This is a genomic window from Pedobacter zeae (assembly GCF_014196715.1).
In the GTDB taxonomy this organism is placed as follows: Bacteria; Bacteroidota; Bacteroidia; order Sphingobacteriales; family Sphingobacteriaceae; genus Pedobacter; species Pedobacter zeae.
Genome location: NZ_JACIEF010000002.1, coordinates 1027424 through 1045970, shown reverse-complemented (window position 1 = coordinate 1045970; position 18547 = coordinate 1027424). Strand labels below are relative to the sequence as shown.

Genomic DNA, 18547 nt, shown 5'->3' with positions numbered 1-18547 from the left:
AGCTTAAAAATCGATATCGATTAAACTTTTTAATGGAATATGAATATTGTTTTTCAATTGTATATAGCTCTCGGTTACTGCCCAAACTGTGGTATCAACGCGTTTTGGACCAATGGTAGTATTAAAAGTAATTACGGCTTTTGATTTAAATTCATTGCCAAGCCTTTGCGCTCTGTTAAGTTTGCTCTGCAGCTCATCAGAATGATCTTCCTTTGCATTAATGATATTTAAATAACTGATATGTTCTTTTTCTACAATTTCTATCGGCATGTGTCTCTTTAACGATTAATGTTTAACAAGCTTATCAAATTTTTATAAAAAAAGCAACCCCAATGTATTCGTTTTGTGTAATAATTATATAAAAAATGGCCAGATTCGAACTACAAATCTGGCCATTTTAAAACGATATGAGTTCATTATTTTAATCTCAGCTTCCTGGTTTCAACCATCCCTTTAAACTCATGATTGAGCTTTTCGTTAGCGGCATCGATTTGTTGTCTGGCCATGCCCGAAGTACTGCTAATTGCATTATCTTTAGCCAGTGCAGAGAAGTTGTTGTTCGCAGAATAGTATAAAGCCTGGGCTAGCATTTTCTCTGATGGGTCGCCAAAATCTTTCGTCAAATCATCAGCAACATCTTTATCAACAGTCATACCGGCAAAATAATCGCCCTGATCTAACTGATTTTTGGTTTGAAACTGCGGAATGTATAAATCGTTTTTATCAATACGTATCGAGAAGAAGCCCACCGGTTTACCATAAGTGGTTTTACCGATTAACTTTACATCTACTACCGGTTTTAAATTATTGATTAATAACTCGCTGGCAGAAGCTGTACCACCACTAACCAGGAAATAAACCCGCGTTAATCCGTTTAAACCACCACGTTTGGCAAAAGTTTCCTGGTTACCAGCAGCCATAGTAGGTTTATAAGAATAATCGAAATACGAATAAAGCCTGGTTACACCATCGTTGCCCTTGGCATAAAATTTCTGGTTTTGTAAAATGGTGGCATTTCCATCCTGCATGGTTTTAGTCCAATAGGTGGTGTACATAATTTTACCGTTTTGTGCAGATGGCGCAATTAAGTTTGTAAACAACTCGGAAGTAGCAACAGAGCCCCCACCGTTGTACCTTAAATCGACCACGAGCTCGGTAACGCCGTCGGTAGTAAATTTAGAAAAAGCAGCATCCAGCGCACTGGTAGCATTGGTGGTAAAACTATTAAATACGATGTAACCCACTTTTTTTGTGCCAACCGTATAGGTATTTTTAAATAAAACCGGGTTAATATTATAACTTGCACGGTTAATTACAACATCCTGTGTACCCCCACCTGGTTTTACAAAAGTTAATGAAATGGATGGATTATCACCGAATATGGAAGCGTTTAAATTGGCTATATCAGCGCTCGACCGGGAAGTACCACCACCATTTACTTTAATCAACTGGTAACCTCGCTTTAAGCCTTGTAAATCGGCTGGTGAGCCTGGGTAAACATATTTAACCCTCAACAGGTCAGAGGCATCAAAATTAGCCGAAAAACCGTAATCCTCACCTTCCCCGCTCAGCTGGCTGGCTACAGATCCATCATCAATAAAAGAGTATTTATCTTTGCCCCCGGTGCTGGGTAAAGCCTTTAATGCTGCAATGATGGCATTGTTAGAGCTGTATTGTCTTGGGTTAAACGTATCATAATTAGGCATGCCTACATTCCAGAAATAGGTTTGTTTGGCATATAAAAAAATCGAATCTTTAGTCAGTAATGCCCAATCGTTGGTTGGTGTTTGCAACACGTTTGATTCACCACCAACATCCGCATCAGGGCTATTTTTTGACTTTTTACACGATGCTGTAAGCCCAACCACAGTAATTAAAGCACACCAAAATGCGTTTTGCGAAACAAATTTTCTAAGCATATTTATTTGTAAATTTCTATTGATCCAATATACTGCAAATTAATTGATTTAGCTTGTTGCTCATCAAATTTATTTGCACCAACAACTAACGCTTGATTAACCGATAAATTGTTGTTGTTTAGTATGTTCTGAAAAATTTCTGCTTTAGATTGACCAAGTTCGTCAACAAAATATACGGTAAGGTATTGCTCCAGTCCGTTCCACTCGGTTTGCTTGATTTTATTGAGCTGCTGCTCAGGGTCACCGGCCGTTACAATAACGATCTGTTTACGGCCTACTACTAGTTCCTGCATAAATTCGAGCATATCTTTATAAAGCAAAAGCTTTAAGGGCAAACGGGCATTTTGATGCAGGAGGTTGAAGTTGTACTCGTATTTTAGATCGATACCGAACTGTTTTGCTGTTTTTTCAAAAAGTTTTTCTACCCCGTTATTTTCATACTCGGCACGCATGAAGCCTAGAATAGGCTGTGCATTTTTCTGCTCGGTGTACTCAATAAACTGGGCAAACAGATAATAAACCTGCAGTAAATAATCTTTTTCAGGAAACAATACATCGTCCAATTCAAAAATTACGATCTGTTTGTCTTTAACGTATTGATTAACATCCATATTAAATTGTAAAAAGCTTTAATTCATCATCGGCAACGTTATAGCCGAATACCCCGTTTAATTTTTCCTCCGTTCTGACAAAAATTTCTTTTCCGCTCGCAAATACACATTCACCTCCTACAAAAACAGCAAAATTTTGAAACGTACTTTGTTTGTCGGGCAGGTATTCTGCTATTGAACTGGCATCGGGCAATAAAACCTGGATGCCATATTCGCCAAAAAGCACAGCAGATTTGGCTATTGGCTCTACTTCGTAGGAGTGTAGCGGAATCAGGCAGTCGATCCCTTCTGTAATGCAAAAATTGAGTAAAACATGTGCAATACTATCTTTATTTAGTACCCCTATCGACGAGAAAGCATAGTTTTCAGTAACTATCCCAGGCACATCTCCGTAATCGGCCAACAAAACAAAATGGTTTGGAAACGCTTTCATCAGCTTTAGCGCTTTCGCATGGTTTCCGCCGGTAATCAGTATTTTCAAAATTTAATGAGTAAATGAATGAATAAATTAGTAAATGACTTCTTCCATTTCCTAAGTCATATATCTTTTAATCTTTAGCTTATACAATTAAACCATCCTTCATGCTGACCACACGGTCGCTGGTTTTGGCAAGGTGTTCATTATGCGTAACGATTACAAAAGTTTGATGGAAGTTATCCCGTAAAGTCACAAACAACTGGTGTAATCCTGCTGCATTTTCGGAGTCGAGGTTACCTGAAGGTTCATCTGCCAGTATGATGGATGGATTGTTGATCAACGCCCTGGCAATGGCCACCCGTTGCTGCTCTCCACCAGATAACTGGTTGGGTTTGTGCTTCGCCCTATCTTTCAAACCAAAAAGATCCAAAAGTTCTAAAGCCCTGGTTTCGGCTTGTTTTTTTCCCGTTTTAGCGATAAATGCCGGGATGCAAATGTTTTCGATGGCATTAAACTCTGGCAATAAATGATGGAACTGAAAAACAAAGCCAATGTTCTGGTTCCTGAAAGTACTTAACAGATCGCCACTCAGTTTATTGATCATGGTACCTTTTAATTCCACAGTGCCATCGTCAGGCTTATCCAACGTACCCAAAATGTGCAATAATGTACTTTTTCCGGCTCCGGATGGGCCAATAATACTTACGATCTCCCCTTTTTGTACTTCAAAATTTACACCTTTTAATATTTGCAGATTTCCGTACGATTTTCTTATTCCAGTGGCTTTTAGCATGGCTCAAATTTAGCAAAAAAGCTTAAAGGGGAAAGACCAAAGCAGCCTATCTCATCTTGATACTTAATACTTGATACTCCATACCATTAAACCTTTAAAAAAATAAAATTTGCAATTATCATTTTCTTGGTTAACTTTGAAAAACAAAGCACTTTTAAAATGAGTAACCAGGAAGAACAATTAAATGCCTTAAAGGATATCAGACAAATGATGGACAGGTCGTCGAGATTTATTTCGCTGAGCGGTTTATCAGGTGTTTTTGCGGGTGTGATTGCTTTAATCGGCGCTTATTTTGCCCATGATGAAATTAATAAGTTCATCAACAAACGTGGTTATGGTTACGGGATTGACGGGGAGATGGACCTGGAGTTTAACCTGATCAAACTGGGTATATTTGTTTTAATTATTGCTTTGGCCGGAGGAATTTTATTTACATACAGGAAAAGTCAGAAAAATAACCTGCCCATCTGGGATAAAACTTCAAAATCACTTTTGGTTAACTTATTTATACCCCTGGCTGCCGGTGGCTTATTTATTATTGCTTTATTAATTAACCACCCGAATACTTATAGCATTATTGCACCAAGCTGCCTCATTTTTTATGGCCTGGCACTGATCAATGCCAGTAAATTTACCTATAGCGACATCCGTTATTTAGGCTTTTGCGAAGTGGTATTAGGCTTAATCTGTATGTTTTATGCAGGGTATGGCTTAATTTTTTGGGCTTTTGGTTTCGGTGTTTTACACATTGTTTATGGTCTTTTAATGTATTTTAAATATGAGAGAGGTCAGTAAGGATGAAAAACCCGATAGCAGATTTAAATAAAATATTCGATAGCCGGATCAGGCTCGGCGTAATGTCAATACTTGTAGTGAACGATGAAATTGGCTTTAACGACCTGAAACAGATGCTGGAGTTGACTGATGGCAACCTGGCTTCACACCTGAATACTTTGGAACAGGCCGAGTTTATTAAGGTACACAAAGGTTTTATTGGCAGAAAAACCAGCACTACCTATTCTATTACTGCTTTGGGCAAACAGGCCTTCAAAGCACATTTAGATGCACTCGAAAAAATGATCAGGAAGCTATAAACTATTTTTTTAGTTATTCACTTTGAAAAACAAAGCACTTTTAATAAATAAAATGGAAGAAATTAAAGAACCTCAAATGATCTATATCGGCAAGAAGCTTGCTTACTATTCCGCGCTTATCGGAACCGTAATTTTAGTAGCCTATCTCCTATCACACGCCGAATTTTTGATAGGATTGGGATTGATTTACGTATTATCGGCATTGGTGATTAACGGTATTTTTCTATTTGCGCTTTTAATAGAGCTGTTGTACAATACCGATCGTTGGAGGGCTTATTCGGTAGCCATTATCTGCATGCTATTAAACATTCCCCTCAGTGCTTTCTATTTTTTTCTTGTATTGCATCCTATTTTTTAATTCTAAATAAATGAAAACAACATCCAGCTTCTTATTGCTTTCAACCCTATTGGGTGGCTTGCTCTTCAGTTATATCTTTTGGGATAAATGGCTAGGCCTGAACCAATTGATATACAGCATTTTTATTATAACGGTTACCTTTTTAAACAGCGAGGTAGCCAAAAGCAACAAATTTAAAATATACGCATCGGCGCACCTGCTTGCAGCAGTACTTGTAGTAGTAAACAATTCGGTATTAACCAGTGTAAGCTATAACATTAGCCTACTATTCTTTGTGGGCTTTGCCCATTACCAGGCGGTACGTACTATCTATGTTGCAGCAATGGCTACTACACTTCAGTTCATCACCGTTCCGGCCACACTAATTAAAAGGCTTTCTGAACTTAAAATCGGCAAATTTGATTTGAAACCTGTGTTTAAACCCATTAAATACATTTTATTGCCACTTTTTATCATTTTCGTTTTTGCCGCGATATACAGTGGTGCCAACCAAATTTTTGCACACTATTTAGAAACCACTTTCACCGGTATTTATAATTTCTTTAACAATATTTTCGGTTTTATCTTCCAGGATCTAAGCCTTCCACGCTTCATGCATTTTTGCTTTGGTTTGTTCTTAACTGCGGCTTTAACCATCACCTTTTACAATAAAGGTATCGAAAAACTCGAAGCCGGCTGTAAGGAAAAATTGCAGCGGGTTAGACGGGACAAAAAAACCAGAAGCCTATGGTTCCAGGTGGTTCATACGTTTACCGGTCAGATTATCACCAAAAAAATGGCACTGAAAACCGAATATATCATAGGCCTCATTTCTTTTATTTCGCTCAATCTCCTGCTGTTATGTGTAAACCTGATCGATATTTCGACGCTCTGGTTAGGCTACAAACCAGAAGGCAATTTCTCTTCCGATCTGCACGATGGCACAAATGCCTTAATTTTCAGCATCATACTTGCTATGGCAGTAATTTTATATTTCTTCCGCGGTAACCTTAATTTTTACTACAAAAGCAAAACCTTAAAAAGTTTGGCCATTGCCTGGATGGTGCAAAATTTTATCCTCATCATCTCCGTGTTTATCCGGGATGGTTATTATATCGAATTTTATGGCTTAACGCACAAAAGAATTGGAGTTTTGGTTTTCGCCATCCTCTGCATCATTGGCCTAAGCACCGTTTACCTCAAAGTTACCAAAGAGAAAACCTTATTCTATCTATTTAAAGTAAACGGAAATATCTGGTTTGTACTGCTATTGGCTTTTAGCCTGGTGAACTGGGATGTTTTTATTACCAGGTATAACCTCTCACACAGCGACCGGGTTGCGGTAGATGCCGGTTACCTGCTATCATTATCTGATAAGACTTTACCGCTATTGGATCAAAACCGTGCAAAACTGCATTACACACCTGTAAAAGATCTTTTCGGAAAACAAATTGTAAAACCCAAAGAAACAACGTTTTATAGCGAACTACTTAATGAGCGCATAGGCTATTTTAAAGAACGCTACCAAAATGTAAGCTGGCTATCATGGAATTTGCAGGATTGGAATACCGCGAAATATTTTGGGGTTAATCAACAATAAAAAATTAGCTTTTTAAAAATCCTGTATAATTAACCTCTCGCCTTTGCTAACTTTTGTTGGATTTGGTTTTCCCGGTGCGCTGCACCGGGGAGCAAAGGTTTCTACTTTAAAAAATTAAACACTATATTAATATTTAAAATCATGAAAAATCTACAGTCAACATTAAATTCGCCAGCAAACAGGATTGCAATTATCCTTGGGGTTGTGGCCTTAATTTTAAGCATTCCGCTTATCGCCATGCAATTTACCAATGAAGTAAAGTGGAATTTAACCGATTTTATGGTAGCGGGCGCCCTGCTGTTAAGCACTGGTCTGGCCATAGAACTTGTTATCAGAAACTTAAAAACCGGCACCTTAAGAACCATAATATTATTGGTTATTCTACTGGTGCTATTCCTAATTTGGGCCGAGCTGGCTGTGGGGATCTTTGGTACCCCCTTTGCCGGTAGCTAGACTATTTTTTTGCTGCTTTTCTTAAATCTGCCAGTCTTGAGTTGCTTCCGTTTTGCTGATGGGAGCAACAAAAAGAAGCTTAACATTTCCGATTAACATAAAACGTTCATTTTCTGAAAAAATCGGCAAATGCTATTTGTTTAAAGGCTTTGAAATTGTAGCTTTGGGCAAATTTTGTAGCAAATGAACCCGATGCTGTTAAAACAATTATTTTAACGGTAAAAGGCTCCATCTGACAGATAAAGAAAAAATATAAACAGATGAATATTCACGAATACCAGGGTAAACAAATATTAAAAAGTTTCGGTGTTAACGTTCAAGAAGGAATAGTTGCCGATACTCCTGAGCAAGCTGTTGAGGCCGCTAAAAAAATGAAAACCGATTATAACTCTGACTGGGTTGTAATTAAAGCGCAAATCCACGCTGGTGGTCGTGGTAAAGGTGGAGGTGTTAAATTGGCCAAAAACCTTGAAGAAGTTAAACAACGTGCTACCGATATCATCGGCATGCAACTGGTAACTCCTCAAACCGGACCAGAAGGTAAAAAAGTGAACAAAGTTTTAGTTGCTCAGGATGTTTACTATCCGGGTGCTTCTGAAACCAAGGAATTCTACATTTCAGTATTATTAGACCGTGCAAAAGGCCGCAACATCATTATGTATAGCACCGAAGGTGGTATGGATATCGAAGAAGTTGCTGAGCATACACCACACTTGATCTTCAAAGAAGAAATCGATCCTAAAGTTGGCTTACAAGGTTTCCAGGCACGTAAAATTGCCTTTAACTTAGGTGTTAGCGGTAATGCTTTCAAAGAAATGGTAAAATTCGTTACGGCTTTATATAAAGCTTACGAAGCTACCGATTCTTCTATGTTCGAGATCAACCCGGTATTAAAAACTTCTGACGATAAAGTAATCGCCGTTGATGCTAAAGTAAATCTGGATGAGAATGGTTTATTCCGTCACCCGGATTATGCAGCTATGCGCGATGTTACCGAAGAAGATCCAATGGAAGTTGAAGCAAGTGCTTCTAACCTGAACTTTGTTAACCTTGATGGTAATGTGGGTTGTATGGTTAACGGTGCCGGTTTAGCAATGGCGACTATGGATATCATTAAATTAGCCGGTGGTGAACCTGCAAACTTCCTTGACGTGGGCGGAACTGCAAATGCACAAACGGTTAAAGCCGCTTTCAATATCATTTTGAAAGACCCTAACGTGAAAGCCATTTTGATCAACATTTTCGGTGGTATTGTACGTTGCGACCGTGTTGCTCAAGGCGTTATCGATGCTTACAAAGAAATCGGAAACATCCCTGTGCCAATTATTTGCCGCTTACAGGGAACAAATGCTGAAGAAGCTAAAAAGTTAATCGATGAGTCGGGCTTACAGGTTTACTCAGCAATCGCTTTAAAAGAAGCTGCTGATTTAGTAACTAAAGTATTGGCTGAAAAAGCATAGGCTTAAGCTAAAAGTCGAAAGACCGAAGCAAAAAGCATATATCATATTTAAAACCTTTCAGTGCAAACTGGAAGGTTTTTTTACTCCCCTCTTTCTAAATACAAGAAAAGTCGTCATCTCGACTGAAGCATAGCGAAACGGAGAGATCTATCTCGACAGTTTTTTTGAAAATGAAAGGTCCTGTTTTTATGGCAGCCTCCTGCCCTGCTATCTCTTCAAGTCTTCACTTCGCTCCGGGCTTTCCGTTCTATCAGGTTTATTTAACAAAGGTTTGTGGCTCTTTGGCCAATCAAAACTTCCAGGAAAATCTGTTCGGCTTAAAATCTAACAACAATTAACTTAGGTGTACCAGGTGTCTAAGATGTTCAATATTTTGTCTAGAAATATTAAAATCCGGCACTTCTTTTTAAACAACTACTGTCATGCTGAGGCAAGACAACGAAATTTATGGTTCTTATAGAGAAATCGTCATCTCGACTGAAGCATAGCGAAACGGAGTGATACCAGTAGAAACCTATCAGGTTTTAAAAACCTGATAGAGTTATTCAGCTCTGAATTCCAGGATATCTCCAGGCTGGCAATCTAAAACTGCACAAATTGCCTCTAAAGTCTCAAAACGGATAGCTTTTGCTTTACCTGTTTTTAGAATAGATAGATTAGACATCGTTATCCCCACCCGCTCACTTAATTCGGTTAGCGACATTTTACGGCGCGCTAGCATTACATCTAAATTTATAATTATGGGCATTTTGAACGGGTAAAATCAGAAATATTTTCAGCTAACCTAAATAGTTAAATCATTTTCCTGTTTAAGTTTTCTCGAATATGAAAGCAACTCATAAATTAAACTAATCAGGGCAATGAGGGAGACTACTCCTAAATTGATATTTTCCCTGTTCATTGGCTGATAGTTGAATGCTTTATTGGTCAATTCCTCAATATACTGCTTAATCAGAAAAAAACACAGAAATTTTAACGTAAAAAACAAAATCGCACCCGCCCCCACCAATTGCCATAACCTATTTTCGGTTAAATTTTCGAGCCATTTTGGCTTGGTGTAGGCAATAAATATAATCGTGCTTCCCATGATGAGGTAAAAAGCAGCGTGGGCACCAACACTATCAAGTCCCTTTCCTGATAAAATAATAGCCTGCTTTAATGTCGGTTTAAATGAGTAGACACCCAAATGGCTATTGACAAACTTTGCTTCTCCGAACGTTTTTATTTGTTGTACAGCATTTTTTTCAATTAAGTTAATAGAAAGCCGGCCAGCATTATAATTACTTACCGCATCAATTAAATGATCGGTAACAGATACCAGCGCGATAAAAATCAGGCTAAACCCGGCATATCTAAAAATTTTTAAGAGCTTATTCATAAATGGGTTAATTGATTATAATAAAGTTAACGTATAAGCTTCCTGACAAAAAATCCAGTTTATCTTTTGTAATCAAAAAATACAGAATTGTATCACTGAACATAAAAAACCTGCAAACTGAAAAACGTCATATTTATTCAATTATTTAATACCACAAGTATAAGACAAAAAACATTATTAATCAATATATATTTATTGTTTTACAATAAAAAATAACTGAATAACAATTATAACACTCCACAGCTGACAAACGGTGCCAGGATTTTATTTGGAATGATTTTTGCTAAAACTAAAAGTATAAAAAACATGTGCAAACAGTAACATTTTCAGCATTTTATCCTTTCGGATTGCCATACAATTTCGTAACTTTGCACACTTCAATATTTAAAGAGCACACAAAACGTATAAATGAGACAACTCAAGATAACGCAATCCATTACCAACCGTGAAAGTCAGTCATTAGATAAATACCTACACGAAATTGGCAAAGTAGATTTAATAACGGCAGAAGAGGAAGTAATTTTAGCAAGGAAGATTCGTGAAGGTGATCAGGCCGCGTTAGAGCGCCTAACCAAAACGAACTTGCGTTTCGTTGTATCTGTTGCAAAACAATATCAAAATCAGGGTTTAACTTTAGGAGACTTAATTAACGAAGGTAACCTGGGCTTAATTAAAGCTGCAAAACGTTTTGATGAGACCAAAGGTTTCAAATTCATTTCATATGCCGTTTGGTGGATCCGTCAGTCGATTTTGCAGGCCATTGCCGAGCAGAGCCGTATTGTTCGTTTACCTTTAAACCAGGTGGGTTCATTAAGCAAAATCAGTAAAGCTTTTTCTAAACTCGAGCAAGAATACGAACGTGAGCCTTCTCCGGAAGAACTGGCTGACATTTTAGAAACAACAGTTGATAAAATTTCAGACACGTTGAGTAATTCAGGTCGCCACGTATCAATGGATGCCCCTTTCGTTCAGGGTGAAGAAAATACATTATTGGATGTACTGGAAAACCACGAACCGAATACCGATAGCTCATTGATCAACGAATCACTCTCAGAAGAAATTAAACGTTCTTTATCTACCTTAACGGAGAGAGAAAGAGAGATTATTGTTTTATTCTTCGGACTGGGTTCCAATCATCCCCTTTCTTTAGAAGAAATTGGTGAGAAATTTAACTTAACACGCGAGCGTGTACGCCAGATTAAGGATAAAGCGTTGCAACGCTTACGTCATACTTCAAGAAGCAAAATCTTAAAATCTTATCTGGGATAAGAGATTGGATTTATGGAAACAAAAAAAAGACCGGTTATTAGCCGGTCTTTTTTTATACAAATCCTTTTCACAGATAAAAGATTCAGAAACAAGTGCAGCATGACGATTGCTTTAATTAACGCGTCATGCTGAATTTAATTCAGATCTAGCTCTAAAAAACGCAAATTTAAAGATCCTGAAACAAGTTCAGGATGACTGTTTTCCTATCTTAGAACAACAAGTGTTTAACCGTTAAGCCATTGTTGATCAACTGCTTCAACGAATCGATACCAATGCGTAAATGTGTTTCTACATATTTTTCAGTTACACTGCTATCGCTTTCTGCCGTTTTAACACCTTCAGGGATCATCGGTTGATCCGAAACCAAAAGTAATGCCCCTGCAGGGATTTTATTGGCAAAAGCTGTGGTAAAAATGGTAGCGGTTTCCATATCTACGGCCATTGCCCTCAATGTTTTCAAATATCTTTTAAATTCTTTATCGTGCTCCCAAACCCTGCGGTTGGTGGTGTAACAGGTACCTGTCCAGTAATCCCTTCCATGATCGCGGATGGTGGTCGAAATTGCTTTTTGCAGCGCAAAGGCAGGCAATGCGGGCACTTCTGCCGGCAGGTAATCGTTTGAAGTTCCCTCTCCCCTAATGGCAGCAATCGGAAGAATTAAATCGCCCAATTGATTTTTCTTTTTTAAACCACCGCATTTACCTAAAAAAAGTACCGCTTTAGGTTTAATAGCTGTCAGTAAATCCATCATGGTTGCTGCCAGCGGACTTCCCATACCGAAATTGATAATGGTGATCCCGTTTGCGGTAACGCTCTGCATAGGCTTATCAAGCCCCATAATTGGCGCATTATCATGCCACTCCGAAAACATGGAAACATATTTACTGAAATTGGTGAGCAGGATATAATCTCCAAACTGATCCAATGGCCGCCCCGTATAACGCGGCAACCAGTTTTTTACAATTTCATCTTTAGATTTTAAGCCTGGCTTAACCGGAGTTTCTACTTCTTTTACTTTTTTTGATTGTTGTACAATCGCCTCATCTTTTTTTATATCTTTTTCTTCGTTCATATTCTTATAGCTTTAAACGCGTGGCGTTAACCAATACTATATTACAAAAAATCCCTCCCGATTACGGGAAGGATTTGATTTTTTTTAAGCGGCCTTCAATTTTTTAAAGTCGGCCTTTTCAAATTTCTCTATCGCGTAATCGAGATTGATATGCAGCTCTTTGAGATCCGTCTGCGTTGGCGTATCGAACATCGCATCCAGCATAATTGCTTCACAGATCGATCTTAAACCACGGGCACCCAATTTATATTCCATTGCTTTATCCACAATAAAATCTAAAACCTCCTCATCAAAAACAAGTTTCACATCTTCATAAGCAAAAAGTTTAACATATTGCTTGATCAATGAATTTTTAGGCGCGGTTAAAATGTTTCTTAAAGAATCTTTATCTAATGGATTTAAGTGGGAAAGAACCGGTATACGACCAATTAATTCGGGAATTAAACCAAAAGATTTCAGGTCCTGAGGGGTAATATACTTATAGAGATTTTTAAGATCCAATACGGTCTCATCTTTCTTTACTTTATACCCAACAGCCTGTGTACGTAAACGGTTGGCAATTTTGCGTTCGATACCATCAAAAGCACCACCGCAGATAAACAGGATGTTATTCGTATTTACCGGGATCATTTTCTGGTCCGGGTGCTTACGCCCGCCCTGAGGTGGTACATTTACTACCGTTCCTTCCAAAATTTTCAATAGGGCCTGCTGCACACCCTCGCCTGATACATCGCGGGTAATGGATGGGTTATCGCTTTTACGTGCCACTTTATCCACCTCATCGATATATACAATGCCCCGTTCAGCAGCATTAACATCATAATCTGCAGCCTGCAACAGGCGGGTTAGAATACTTTCCACATCCTCGCCCACATAACCTGCCTCCGTTAAAACAGTAGCATCGCAGATACAGAAAGGCACATGCAGGATTTTTGCAATGGTTTTAGCCAAAAGTGTTTTACCTGTACCGGTTTCACCCACCAGCATGATATTCGATTTCTCGATCTCTATCTCGTCTTTATCAACCTTTTGATTTAAACGTTTATAATGGTTGTAAACGGCAACGGAAAGCACTTTTTTTGCATCATCCTGACCAATAACGTACTGATCAAGGTGTTGTTTAATTTCAAGAGGCTTTAATAAATTTATCGCCTCCTGAATATTTTTGGTCCCTTTGGTTCCCAATTCCTGTGCAAGCAACTGATTGGCCTGGGTAACACATTTATCACAGATAAATGCATCCATGCCTTCAATAAGCATTAAAGTTTCATGCTTGCCAGAATGGCAGAATGAGCAACGGGATTCTTTATTTTGTTTCGCCATTTTTATTTGCGTTTCTCGATAATACTTCGTCAACCATACCAAAACCTTTTGCCTCCTCGGCTGTCATCCAGTAATCGCGGTCTGAAGCTTTCTCTACCCAATCATAAGTCTGGCCAGAGTGCTCCGAAATAATATCGTATAATTCTTTTTTCAATTTCAACATTTCTCTCAGGTTGATCTCCATATCAGATGCCACACCTTGTGCACCTCCTGATGGCTGGTGAATCATTACCCTTGAGTGAGGTAAGGCAGCACGTTTTCCTTTTGCACCTGCTACCAATAAAACTGCCCCCATTGAAGCGGCCATACCGGTACAAATAGTTGCTACATCAGGCTGGATATATTGCATGGTATCGTAAATACCTAAACCAGCATAAACAGAACCACCCGGCGAGTTAATATAGATCTGAATGTCTCTATCAGCATCTGCTGACTGTAAAAACAACAGCTGCGCCTGAATAATGTTTGCATTCTGATCGTAAATGGCATCACCCAAAAAGATAATGCGATCCATCATTAACCTTGAAAAAACATCCATTTGAGCTACATTCAACTGGCGTTCTTCAATAATATATGGTGTCATGCTCTTAGGATTTAAATTAGCCTGAGCAATAAATTTATCTACATGTAAACCGCCAATTCCCTGATGTTTAACGGCAAATTTTCTGAATTCTTGTGAATCTATGTTCATGAGTTATAGAGTTTGGCGTTTTGCGATAAGCGTTTTTATTAGCCTAAACCAAATACGCGGGTTATTTTAATAAGTATTTCCTGAAGCTGGTTAATTTCCGTGCCAATTTATCTAATTCCTCCAGATAATCATTCAGTTCTGTGTCAGAAATATATTTCCTACGTTCTAAAACTACTAAAATATTTGCATTCTCAAAGGTTGATCTATGCGCAATATTCAGATAATGAGCGAATTCCTTACTAGAAACAGATCCTAATCCCTCGGCAATATTATTGGATATGCTAAGAGCAGCCCCATTGAGCTGCTCTGCAAATCTATACTTTTTATCAACTGACAATCGGTCAGCTATGTCTAATAATTTATCAGTTAGCGTGATCGATAACTGCCAAACTTCGAGCGATTGAAATTTAAATTGTGCCATAACTAAATATAGCAATAGCACAATCATTTCCAAAACAGCTTGGGCATTATGCTAAACGCTTAGCGCCGAACACTAACCACCCTTATTTTTTCTCAACAAGCGCCACAAACTTATCGTAATCAATATCTTTTTGCTCTAAAGTAACGATAGATTTAATCTGCTCAAAAGTTTTTAATGCTTTTACTTCTTCGAAAACGCGGTTTGCATTTTCTTTATCCTGTAAAAACTGAACTGCATACTGTGCCAATTGATCTTCAGGAAGCGGGCTTGGGCTGTACATCCTGAACTGGGCATCTAATTTTGCCTTAGCAGCCTGAACTACATCTTCATATTTAATTTCGATGCTATTGTCTTTAATGATTTTATTTTCAATTAAAGTCCATTTCAGGTTTTTAGCAAAATCATCATAACCTTCTGCCAATTCTTCGTCGGTTAATTTTTCGTTCGTTGCTTTTAACCAACGGCGTAAAAACTCATCAGGCAGTTCAAAGTTGTGTTTAGCTAGCAATGCCTCATAAATATCGTTCGATAATTTACGCTCAGCATCCTGCTTGAACATACTTTCTACTTCTTCTGTAATTTTTGCCCTGAAACCTGCTTCGTCTGTAACCACACCTTCACCAAATAATTTATCGAAAAACTCCTGGTTTAAGTCTGATTCTTCCAAACGGTTTACATTTTTAACATGAAGTTTAAAATCTGCTTTCAATTCAGCGGCCTGCTCTTCAGAAATATTCAAGGCTTTTGCAATTACTGCAGCATCTTCAAATGCTTTCTGGATATCGATGGTCACTTCATCCTCTTTCTTTAAACCGATCAGCGATTTAAGAATTTTTTTATCTTTTACCTGATCCAAACGGATGGTTGCAGTGCTGGTAATGCCACCTTCAACAGCGGCACCGTCTGCTACCTGTGTAAGATCTGCATAAAGCACATCGCCATCAGCAGAAACTTCAGGGTTTGTCATTTTACCATAGCTGCGACGGATGTTTTTGATCCGGCTTTCTAAAGTTTCCTGATCAGCTTTAACTACATACTCGGTAAATTTATCTTTCGATGAAACGTTTACTTCAAAAGCAGGTGCTAAACCCAACTCGTAATCAAATTCGAAATCATCGGTATTATCCCATTTAAATTCGCGTTCATCGTCAATTTTAGGAAGTGGCTGACCCAAAATTTCCAATTTTTGCTCTGTGATATAGTTAGAAAGGGTATCGTTCAATAAATTGTTAACCTCTTCTACCAATATACTTTTGCCATACATTTTTTTAATGTGGGCAGGAGGAACCATTCCTTTACGGAAGCCAGGTAATTGTGCTTTTTTAGCTTGATCTTTAATGGCTTTCTCTACTTTTCCAGTATAATCAGCAGGTGCGATCTTGATTTTTACAACAGCATTTAAGTTGCCGGTTTTTTCCTGTGTAATATTCATTTTTGTGAGATATGAGTATTGAGATGTACAATCAGATCTGAGCATTGAGATATGAGACAAATGGCAAATATCGCTCCGATTTAAAACAGCACATCAATTTTTATTAATCAATGTTTTTAAAAACAAAACCGTTCCGATGTTTAAATCGGAACGGCCTTTATCTTGTTGTGCGGAAGAAGGGACTCGAACCCCCACGCCGTGAAGCGCCAGATCCTAAGTCTGGTGCGGCTACCAATTACGCCACTTCCGCAGTTAGGATGTTGTAAGGACTGCAAAGATAGAAACAAGATTTAATAATCAAAAGCCATTGGCTATATTTTATCTATTATTCTGTCAAAAAAATGCTAACTCACTAATTTTTAAGGAGAAAATTTTATAGAATGATCAGGAAATCGATCCATAAAGGTGTTGGGTTCGAAAACTCAATACTATTTAGACACTATGCTTAACTCTACACAGAGGGCGAGGATGCACAGCGCAAGGGCATCAGTATTTAAAATACCAAACGTTCCTACGGAACGAAAACGCCAATTTTTTAATTGGCTGGCCAGGATTCGTCCCTGCTGTGACGGTTAGTACATTTATAAGGAGAAGCAAATACTAATAAAAAGAGCAATAGGCTGATTCTATAAAAAAACCGTCCTGACCTATCAGAACGGTTTTAATTTTTGTGCGGAAGAAGGGACTCGAACCCCCACGCCGTGAGGCGCCAGATCCTAAGTCTGGTGCGGCTACCAATTACGCCACTTCCGCAGTTAGGATGTTTTAAGGACTGCAAAGATAGAAACTAAATTGAATAATCAAATCTTTGAAATATTTTATGAAGAAATAAATTAAGTTAATGATGATCCGTGAGAAACAAACCATGAAATTCACACAACTTATTTCTTCAGCTATTTTTAAAGCCCGAAACCTCCTGCCGATCCAAAATTAATCATGGTATCAACCCAGAAATTAAATATGGAAAAAAATGCTGACCGCATAGCGGCTACAAGACGAATATAAATACTACCTGTATCTTTAAAAAAAGCTTAGCACGATGTATTTAACCTATGGTTAAGCCTCTTAAAATTTTATCAATGTAACCTCAATCAGCTCAGGGCCACCATCTAATGGATAGCCAGCAACCTTTTTCCCTTTTATGGTAACCTTTTTATCTAAATAGGTATCCAGATTTATGCTTGCACTTTTTAAGGCATAGGTTTTATTATCGCCTTTTAATAAATGTGTACCATATTGAAACGTAGTCATGCCTAATTTTTCAATTGTTCCACTCGCGGTAACCACACTGGAGTTCCCTCCGTTTTTCATTGAACTGCAACTGAAAATTGAGGCTATGAACAGGGATAATATTAATATTTTTCTCATCGGAGTATGATTTTTTGTAATGATATGATAACGGAATGAGTTAACCGTATGCTACAAATTATAAAAATTTGCCTTTAATAGCTAATAATTTGCTCCTGAAACTCAAAAAAGTACTGAACAGCTTTAACCAACCTGCTCCCGTACCAGCTGAACATTTCACCATCAACCAGTATTACTTTAGCATTAGGAACCGCAGCTTGTATTTCTTCAATATGCTTTTCGGCAAAAGGGTAAGGTTCTGATGATAGCAGTATCAGTTCGCAGTCTGCGTTCCGGAGTTCTTCCAGCGTTATTTCAGGATAGCGTTCGCTTTTTACAGCATTCGTCATACCGTTCAGAAGCAGGATATCATCGATAAACGTATTTTTCCCAGCCACCATATAGGGCTTACGCCAGATCAAGTAGGCCACTTTTTTATTTATGTGGTTCTGTAGCGCAAGTGTTTTCAGGTCGTTAAAGCCTGCCGAAATAAGGTGATTAAGATAACCGGCTTCGGGTTCGCGATTGACTAAAGCCCCTATCTCGGTGATGGTTTTCATCGCATCATCAAGCGTAAAAATATCGCTCATCCAAACAGGGAAATATGTAGCAAGTTCTTCAATATCGCTCTGGTAATTTTCCTCTTTATTGCCAATAATGAGATCAGGTTTTAAATCTTTAATCAGGTCGATATTGAGTTTTTTCGTCCCTCCTACTTTGGTACGTGTTGCAAATTTATCTATCGGATGAATGCAAAACTTAGTCAATCCGATAATTTCCTGATCCAGGCCTAAATCGAATAAAAGCTCCGTTTGTGAGGGCACAACAGAAATAATCCGTTTTGGCGGGAAATTGATTGTAATTTCTCTTCCGAGCTGATCCGTAAAGTTTTTTTGCACTGATTCTGATTTGTGAAACACAAATTTAGG

The 18547-nt window shown here is 38.2% G+C and carries 21 protein-coding genes and 2 tRNA genes; 7 read left to right on the top strand and 16 right to left on the bottom strand.

The genetic code is table 11. The features are described 5' to 3' along the window. Positions 1–3: 3 nt before the first annotated feature. The 5 genes from GGQ60_RS11040 to GGQ60_RS11020 all read right to left on the bottom strand — a co-directional run bounded on the left by GGQ60_RS11040 (position 4) and on the right by GGQ60_RS11020 (position 3741). Positions 4–270, bottom strand: a complete 267-nt coding sequence (locus GGQ60_RS11040; protein ID WP_183763649.1) for a hypothetical protein — start codon at positions 268–270, stop codon at positions 4–6. Between the two features lie 146 nt (positions 271–416). Continuing rightward, positions 417–1919 carry a S41 family peptidase gene (locus GGQ60_RS11035; RefSeq protein ID WP_183763646.1) on the bottom strand — a complete coding sequence of 501 codons (1503 nt, stop codon included), beginning with the start codon at positions 1917–1919 and terminating at the stop codon, positions 417–419. Between the two features lie 2 nt (positions 1920–1921). Beyond that, positions 1922–2530 carry an HAD family hydrolase gene (locus GGQ60_RS11030; RefSeq protein ID WP_183763644.1) on the bottom strand — a complete coding sequence of 203 codons (609 nt, stop codon included), beginning with the start codon at positions 2528–2530 and terminating at the stop codon, positions 1922–1924. Between the two features lies 1 nt (position 2531). Further along, entirely contained in the window at positions 2532–3011 is a 480-nt protein-coding gene (locus GGQ60_RS11025) for an ATP-grasp domain-containing protein (RefSeq protein WP_183763642.1), read from the bottom strand. 79 nt (positions 3012–3090) lie between these two features. Beyond that, on the bottom strand, positions 3091–3741 hold the full coding sequence (locus GGQ60_RS11020; protein ID WP_183763640.1) for an ABC transporter ATP-binding protein: 651 nt from the start codon (positions 3739–3741) through the stop codon (positions 3091–3093). 159 nt (positions 3742–3900) lie between these two features. Between GGQ60_RS11020 and GGQ60_RS11015 the strand changes: the two genes are divergently transcribed. The 6 genes from GGQ60_RS11015 (at position 3901) to sucC (ending at position 8685) form a co-directional block, all read left to right on the top strand. Next, positions 3901–4536, top strand: coding sequence for a hypothetical protein (locus tag GGQ60_RS11015; protein WP_183763638.1), 636 nt, complete (start codon positions 3901–3903; stop codon positions 4534–4536). 2 nt (positions 4537–4538) lie between these two features. Beyond that, positions 4539–4835 (top strand): winged helix-turn-helix domain-containing protein, encoded by a 297-nt coding sequence (locus tag GGQ60_RS11010; RefSeq protein ID WP_183763636.1) that lies wholly within the window; start codon positions 4539–4541, stop codon positions 4833–4835. Between the two features lie 52 nt (positions 4836–4887). Next, positions 4888–5193, top strand: coding sequence for a hypothetical protein (locus GGQ60_RS11005; protein ID WP_183763634.1), 306 nt, complete (start codon positions 4888–4890; stop codon positions 5191–5193). A gap of 10 nt (positions 5194–5203) precedes the next feature. Continuing rightward, a complete protein-coding gene (locus tag GGQ60_RS11000; protein WP_183763633.1) occupies positions 5204–6772 on the top strand; it encodes a DUF4153 domain-containing protein in 1569 nt (522 codons plus the stop codon). Between the two features lie 141 nt (positions 6773–6913). Beyond that, positions 6914–7225: a hypothetical protein gene (locus GGQ60_RS10995; protein WP_183763630.1), complete on the top strand. Its 312-nt coding sequence runs from the start codon at positions 6914–6916 to the stop codon at positions 7223–7225. 260 nt (positions 7226–7485) lie between these two features. Then, complete coding sequence (sucC, locus tag GGQ60_RS10990) at positions 7486–8685, top strand: ADP-forming succinate--CoA ligase subunit beta (protein ID WP_183763627.1); 1200 nt, start codon at positions 7486–7488, stop codon at positions 8683–8685. A gap of 541 nt (positions 8686–9226) precedes the next feature. Here sucC and GGQ60_RS10985 read toward each other — a convergent pair. Next, positions 9227–9433: a helix-turn-helix domain-containing protein gene (locus tag GGQ60_RS10985; RefSeq protein WP_025142948.1), complete on the bottom strand. Its 207-nt coding sequence runs from the start codon at positions 9431–9433 to the stop codon at positions 9227–9229. A 36-nt stretch (positions 9434–9469) separates the two neighbouring features. Continuing rightward, positions 9470–10063 carry a hypothetical protein gene (locus GGQ60_RS10980; RefSeq protein ID WP_183763624.1) on the bottom strand — a complete coding sequence of 198 codons (594 nt, stop codon included), beginning with the start codon at positions 10061–10063 and terminating at the stop codon, positions 9470–9472. Positions 10064–10471: 408 nt separating this feature from the next. On the opposite strand from GGQ60_RS10980, the gene GGQ60_RS10975 reads away from it, so the two are divergent. Next, positions 10472–11332, top strand: coding sequence for a sigma-70 family RNA polymerase sigma factor (locus tag GGQ60_RS10975; RefSeq protein ID WP_010601359.1), 861 nt, complete (start codon positions 10472–10474; stop codon positions 11330–11332). Between the two features lie 208 nt (positions 11333–11540). Here the strand turns inward: GGQ60_RS10975 and GGQ60_RS10970 are convergent, their stop codons facing one another. The 9 genes from GGQ60_RS10970 to GGQ60_RS10930 form a co-directional block, all read right to left on the bottom strand. Next, a complete protein-coding gene (locus GGQ60_RS10970; protein WP_183763621.1) occupies positions 11541–12404 on the bottom strand; it encodes an AMP nucleosidase in 864 nt (287 codons plus the stop codon). Positions 12405–12488: 84 nt separating this feature from the next. Continuing rightward, positions 12489–13727, bottom strand: coding sequence for an ATP-dependent Clp protease ATP-binding subunit ClpX (clpX, locus tag GGQ60_RS10965; protein ID WP_183763618.1), 1239 nt, complete (start codon positions 13725–13727; stop codon positions 12489–12491). Further along, complete coding sequence (clpP, locus tag GGQ60_RS10960; RefSeq protein WP_183763615.1) at positions 13711–14418, bottom strand: ATP-dependent Clp endopeptidase proteolytic subunit ClpP; 708 nt, start codon at positions 14416–14418, stop codon at positions 13711–13713. Before clpP ends, clpX begins: the two co-directional genes overlap by 17 nt. Before the next feature lie 61 nt (positions 14419–14479). Continuing rightward, on the bottom strand, positions 14480–14839 hold the full coding sequence (locus GGQ60_RS10955; protein WP_183763613.1) for a four helix bundle protein: 360 nt from the start codon (positions 14837–14839) through the stop codon (positions 14480–14482). A gap of 82 nt (positions 14840–14921) precedes the next feature. After that, positions 14922–16271 carry a trigger factor gene (gene tig, locus GGQ60_RS10950; RefSeq protein WP_183763610.1) on the bottom strand — a complete coding sequence of 450 codons (1350 nt, stop codon included), beginning with the start codon at positions 16269–16271 and terminating at the stop codon, positions 14922–14924. Between the two features lie 168 nt (positions 16272–16439). Further along, positions 16440–16521 (bottom strand) — tRNA-Leu (locus GGQ60_RS10945). Between the two features lie 421 nt (positions 16522–16942). Continuing rightward, a tRNA-Leu gene (locus tag GGQ60_RS10940) sits at positions 16943–17024 on the bottom strand. A 312-nt stretch (positions 17025–17336) separates the two neighbouring features. Further along, complete coding sequence (locus GGQ60_RS10935; protein WP_183763607.1) at positions 17337–17639, bottom strand: hypothetical protein; 303 nt, start codon at positions 17637–17639, stop codon at positions 17337–17339. A gap of 74 nt (positions 17640–17713) precedes the next feature. After that, a complete protein-coding gene (locus GGQ60_RS10930) occupies positions 17714–18517 on the bottom strand; it encodes an ABC transporter substrate-binding protein (protein WP_183763603.1) in 804 nt (267 codons plus the stop codon). Between the last annotated feature and the right edge of the window lie 30 nt (positions 18518–18547).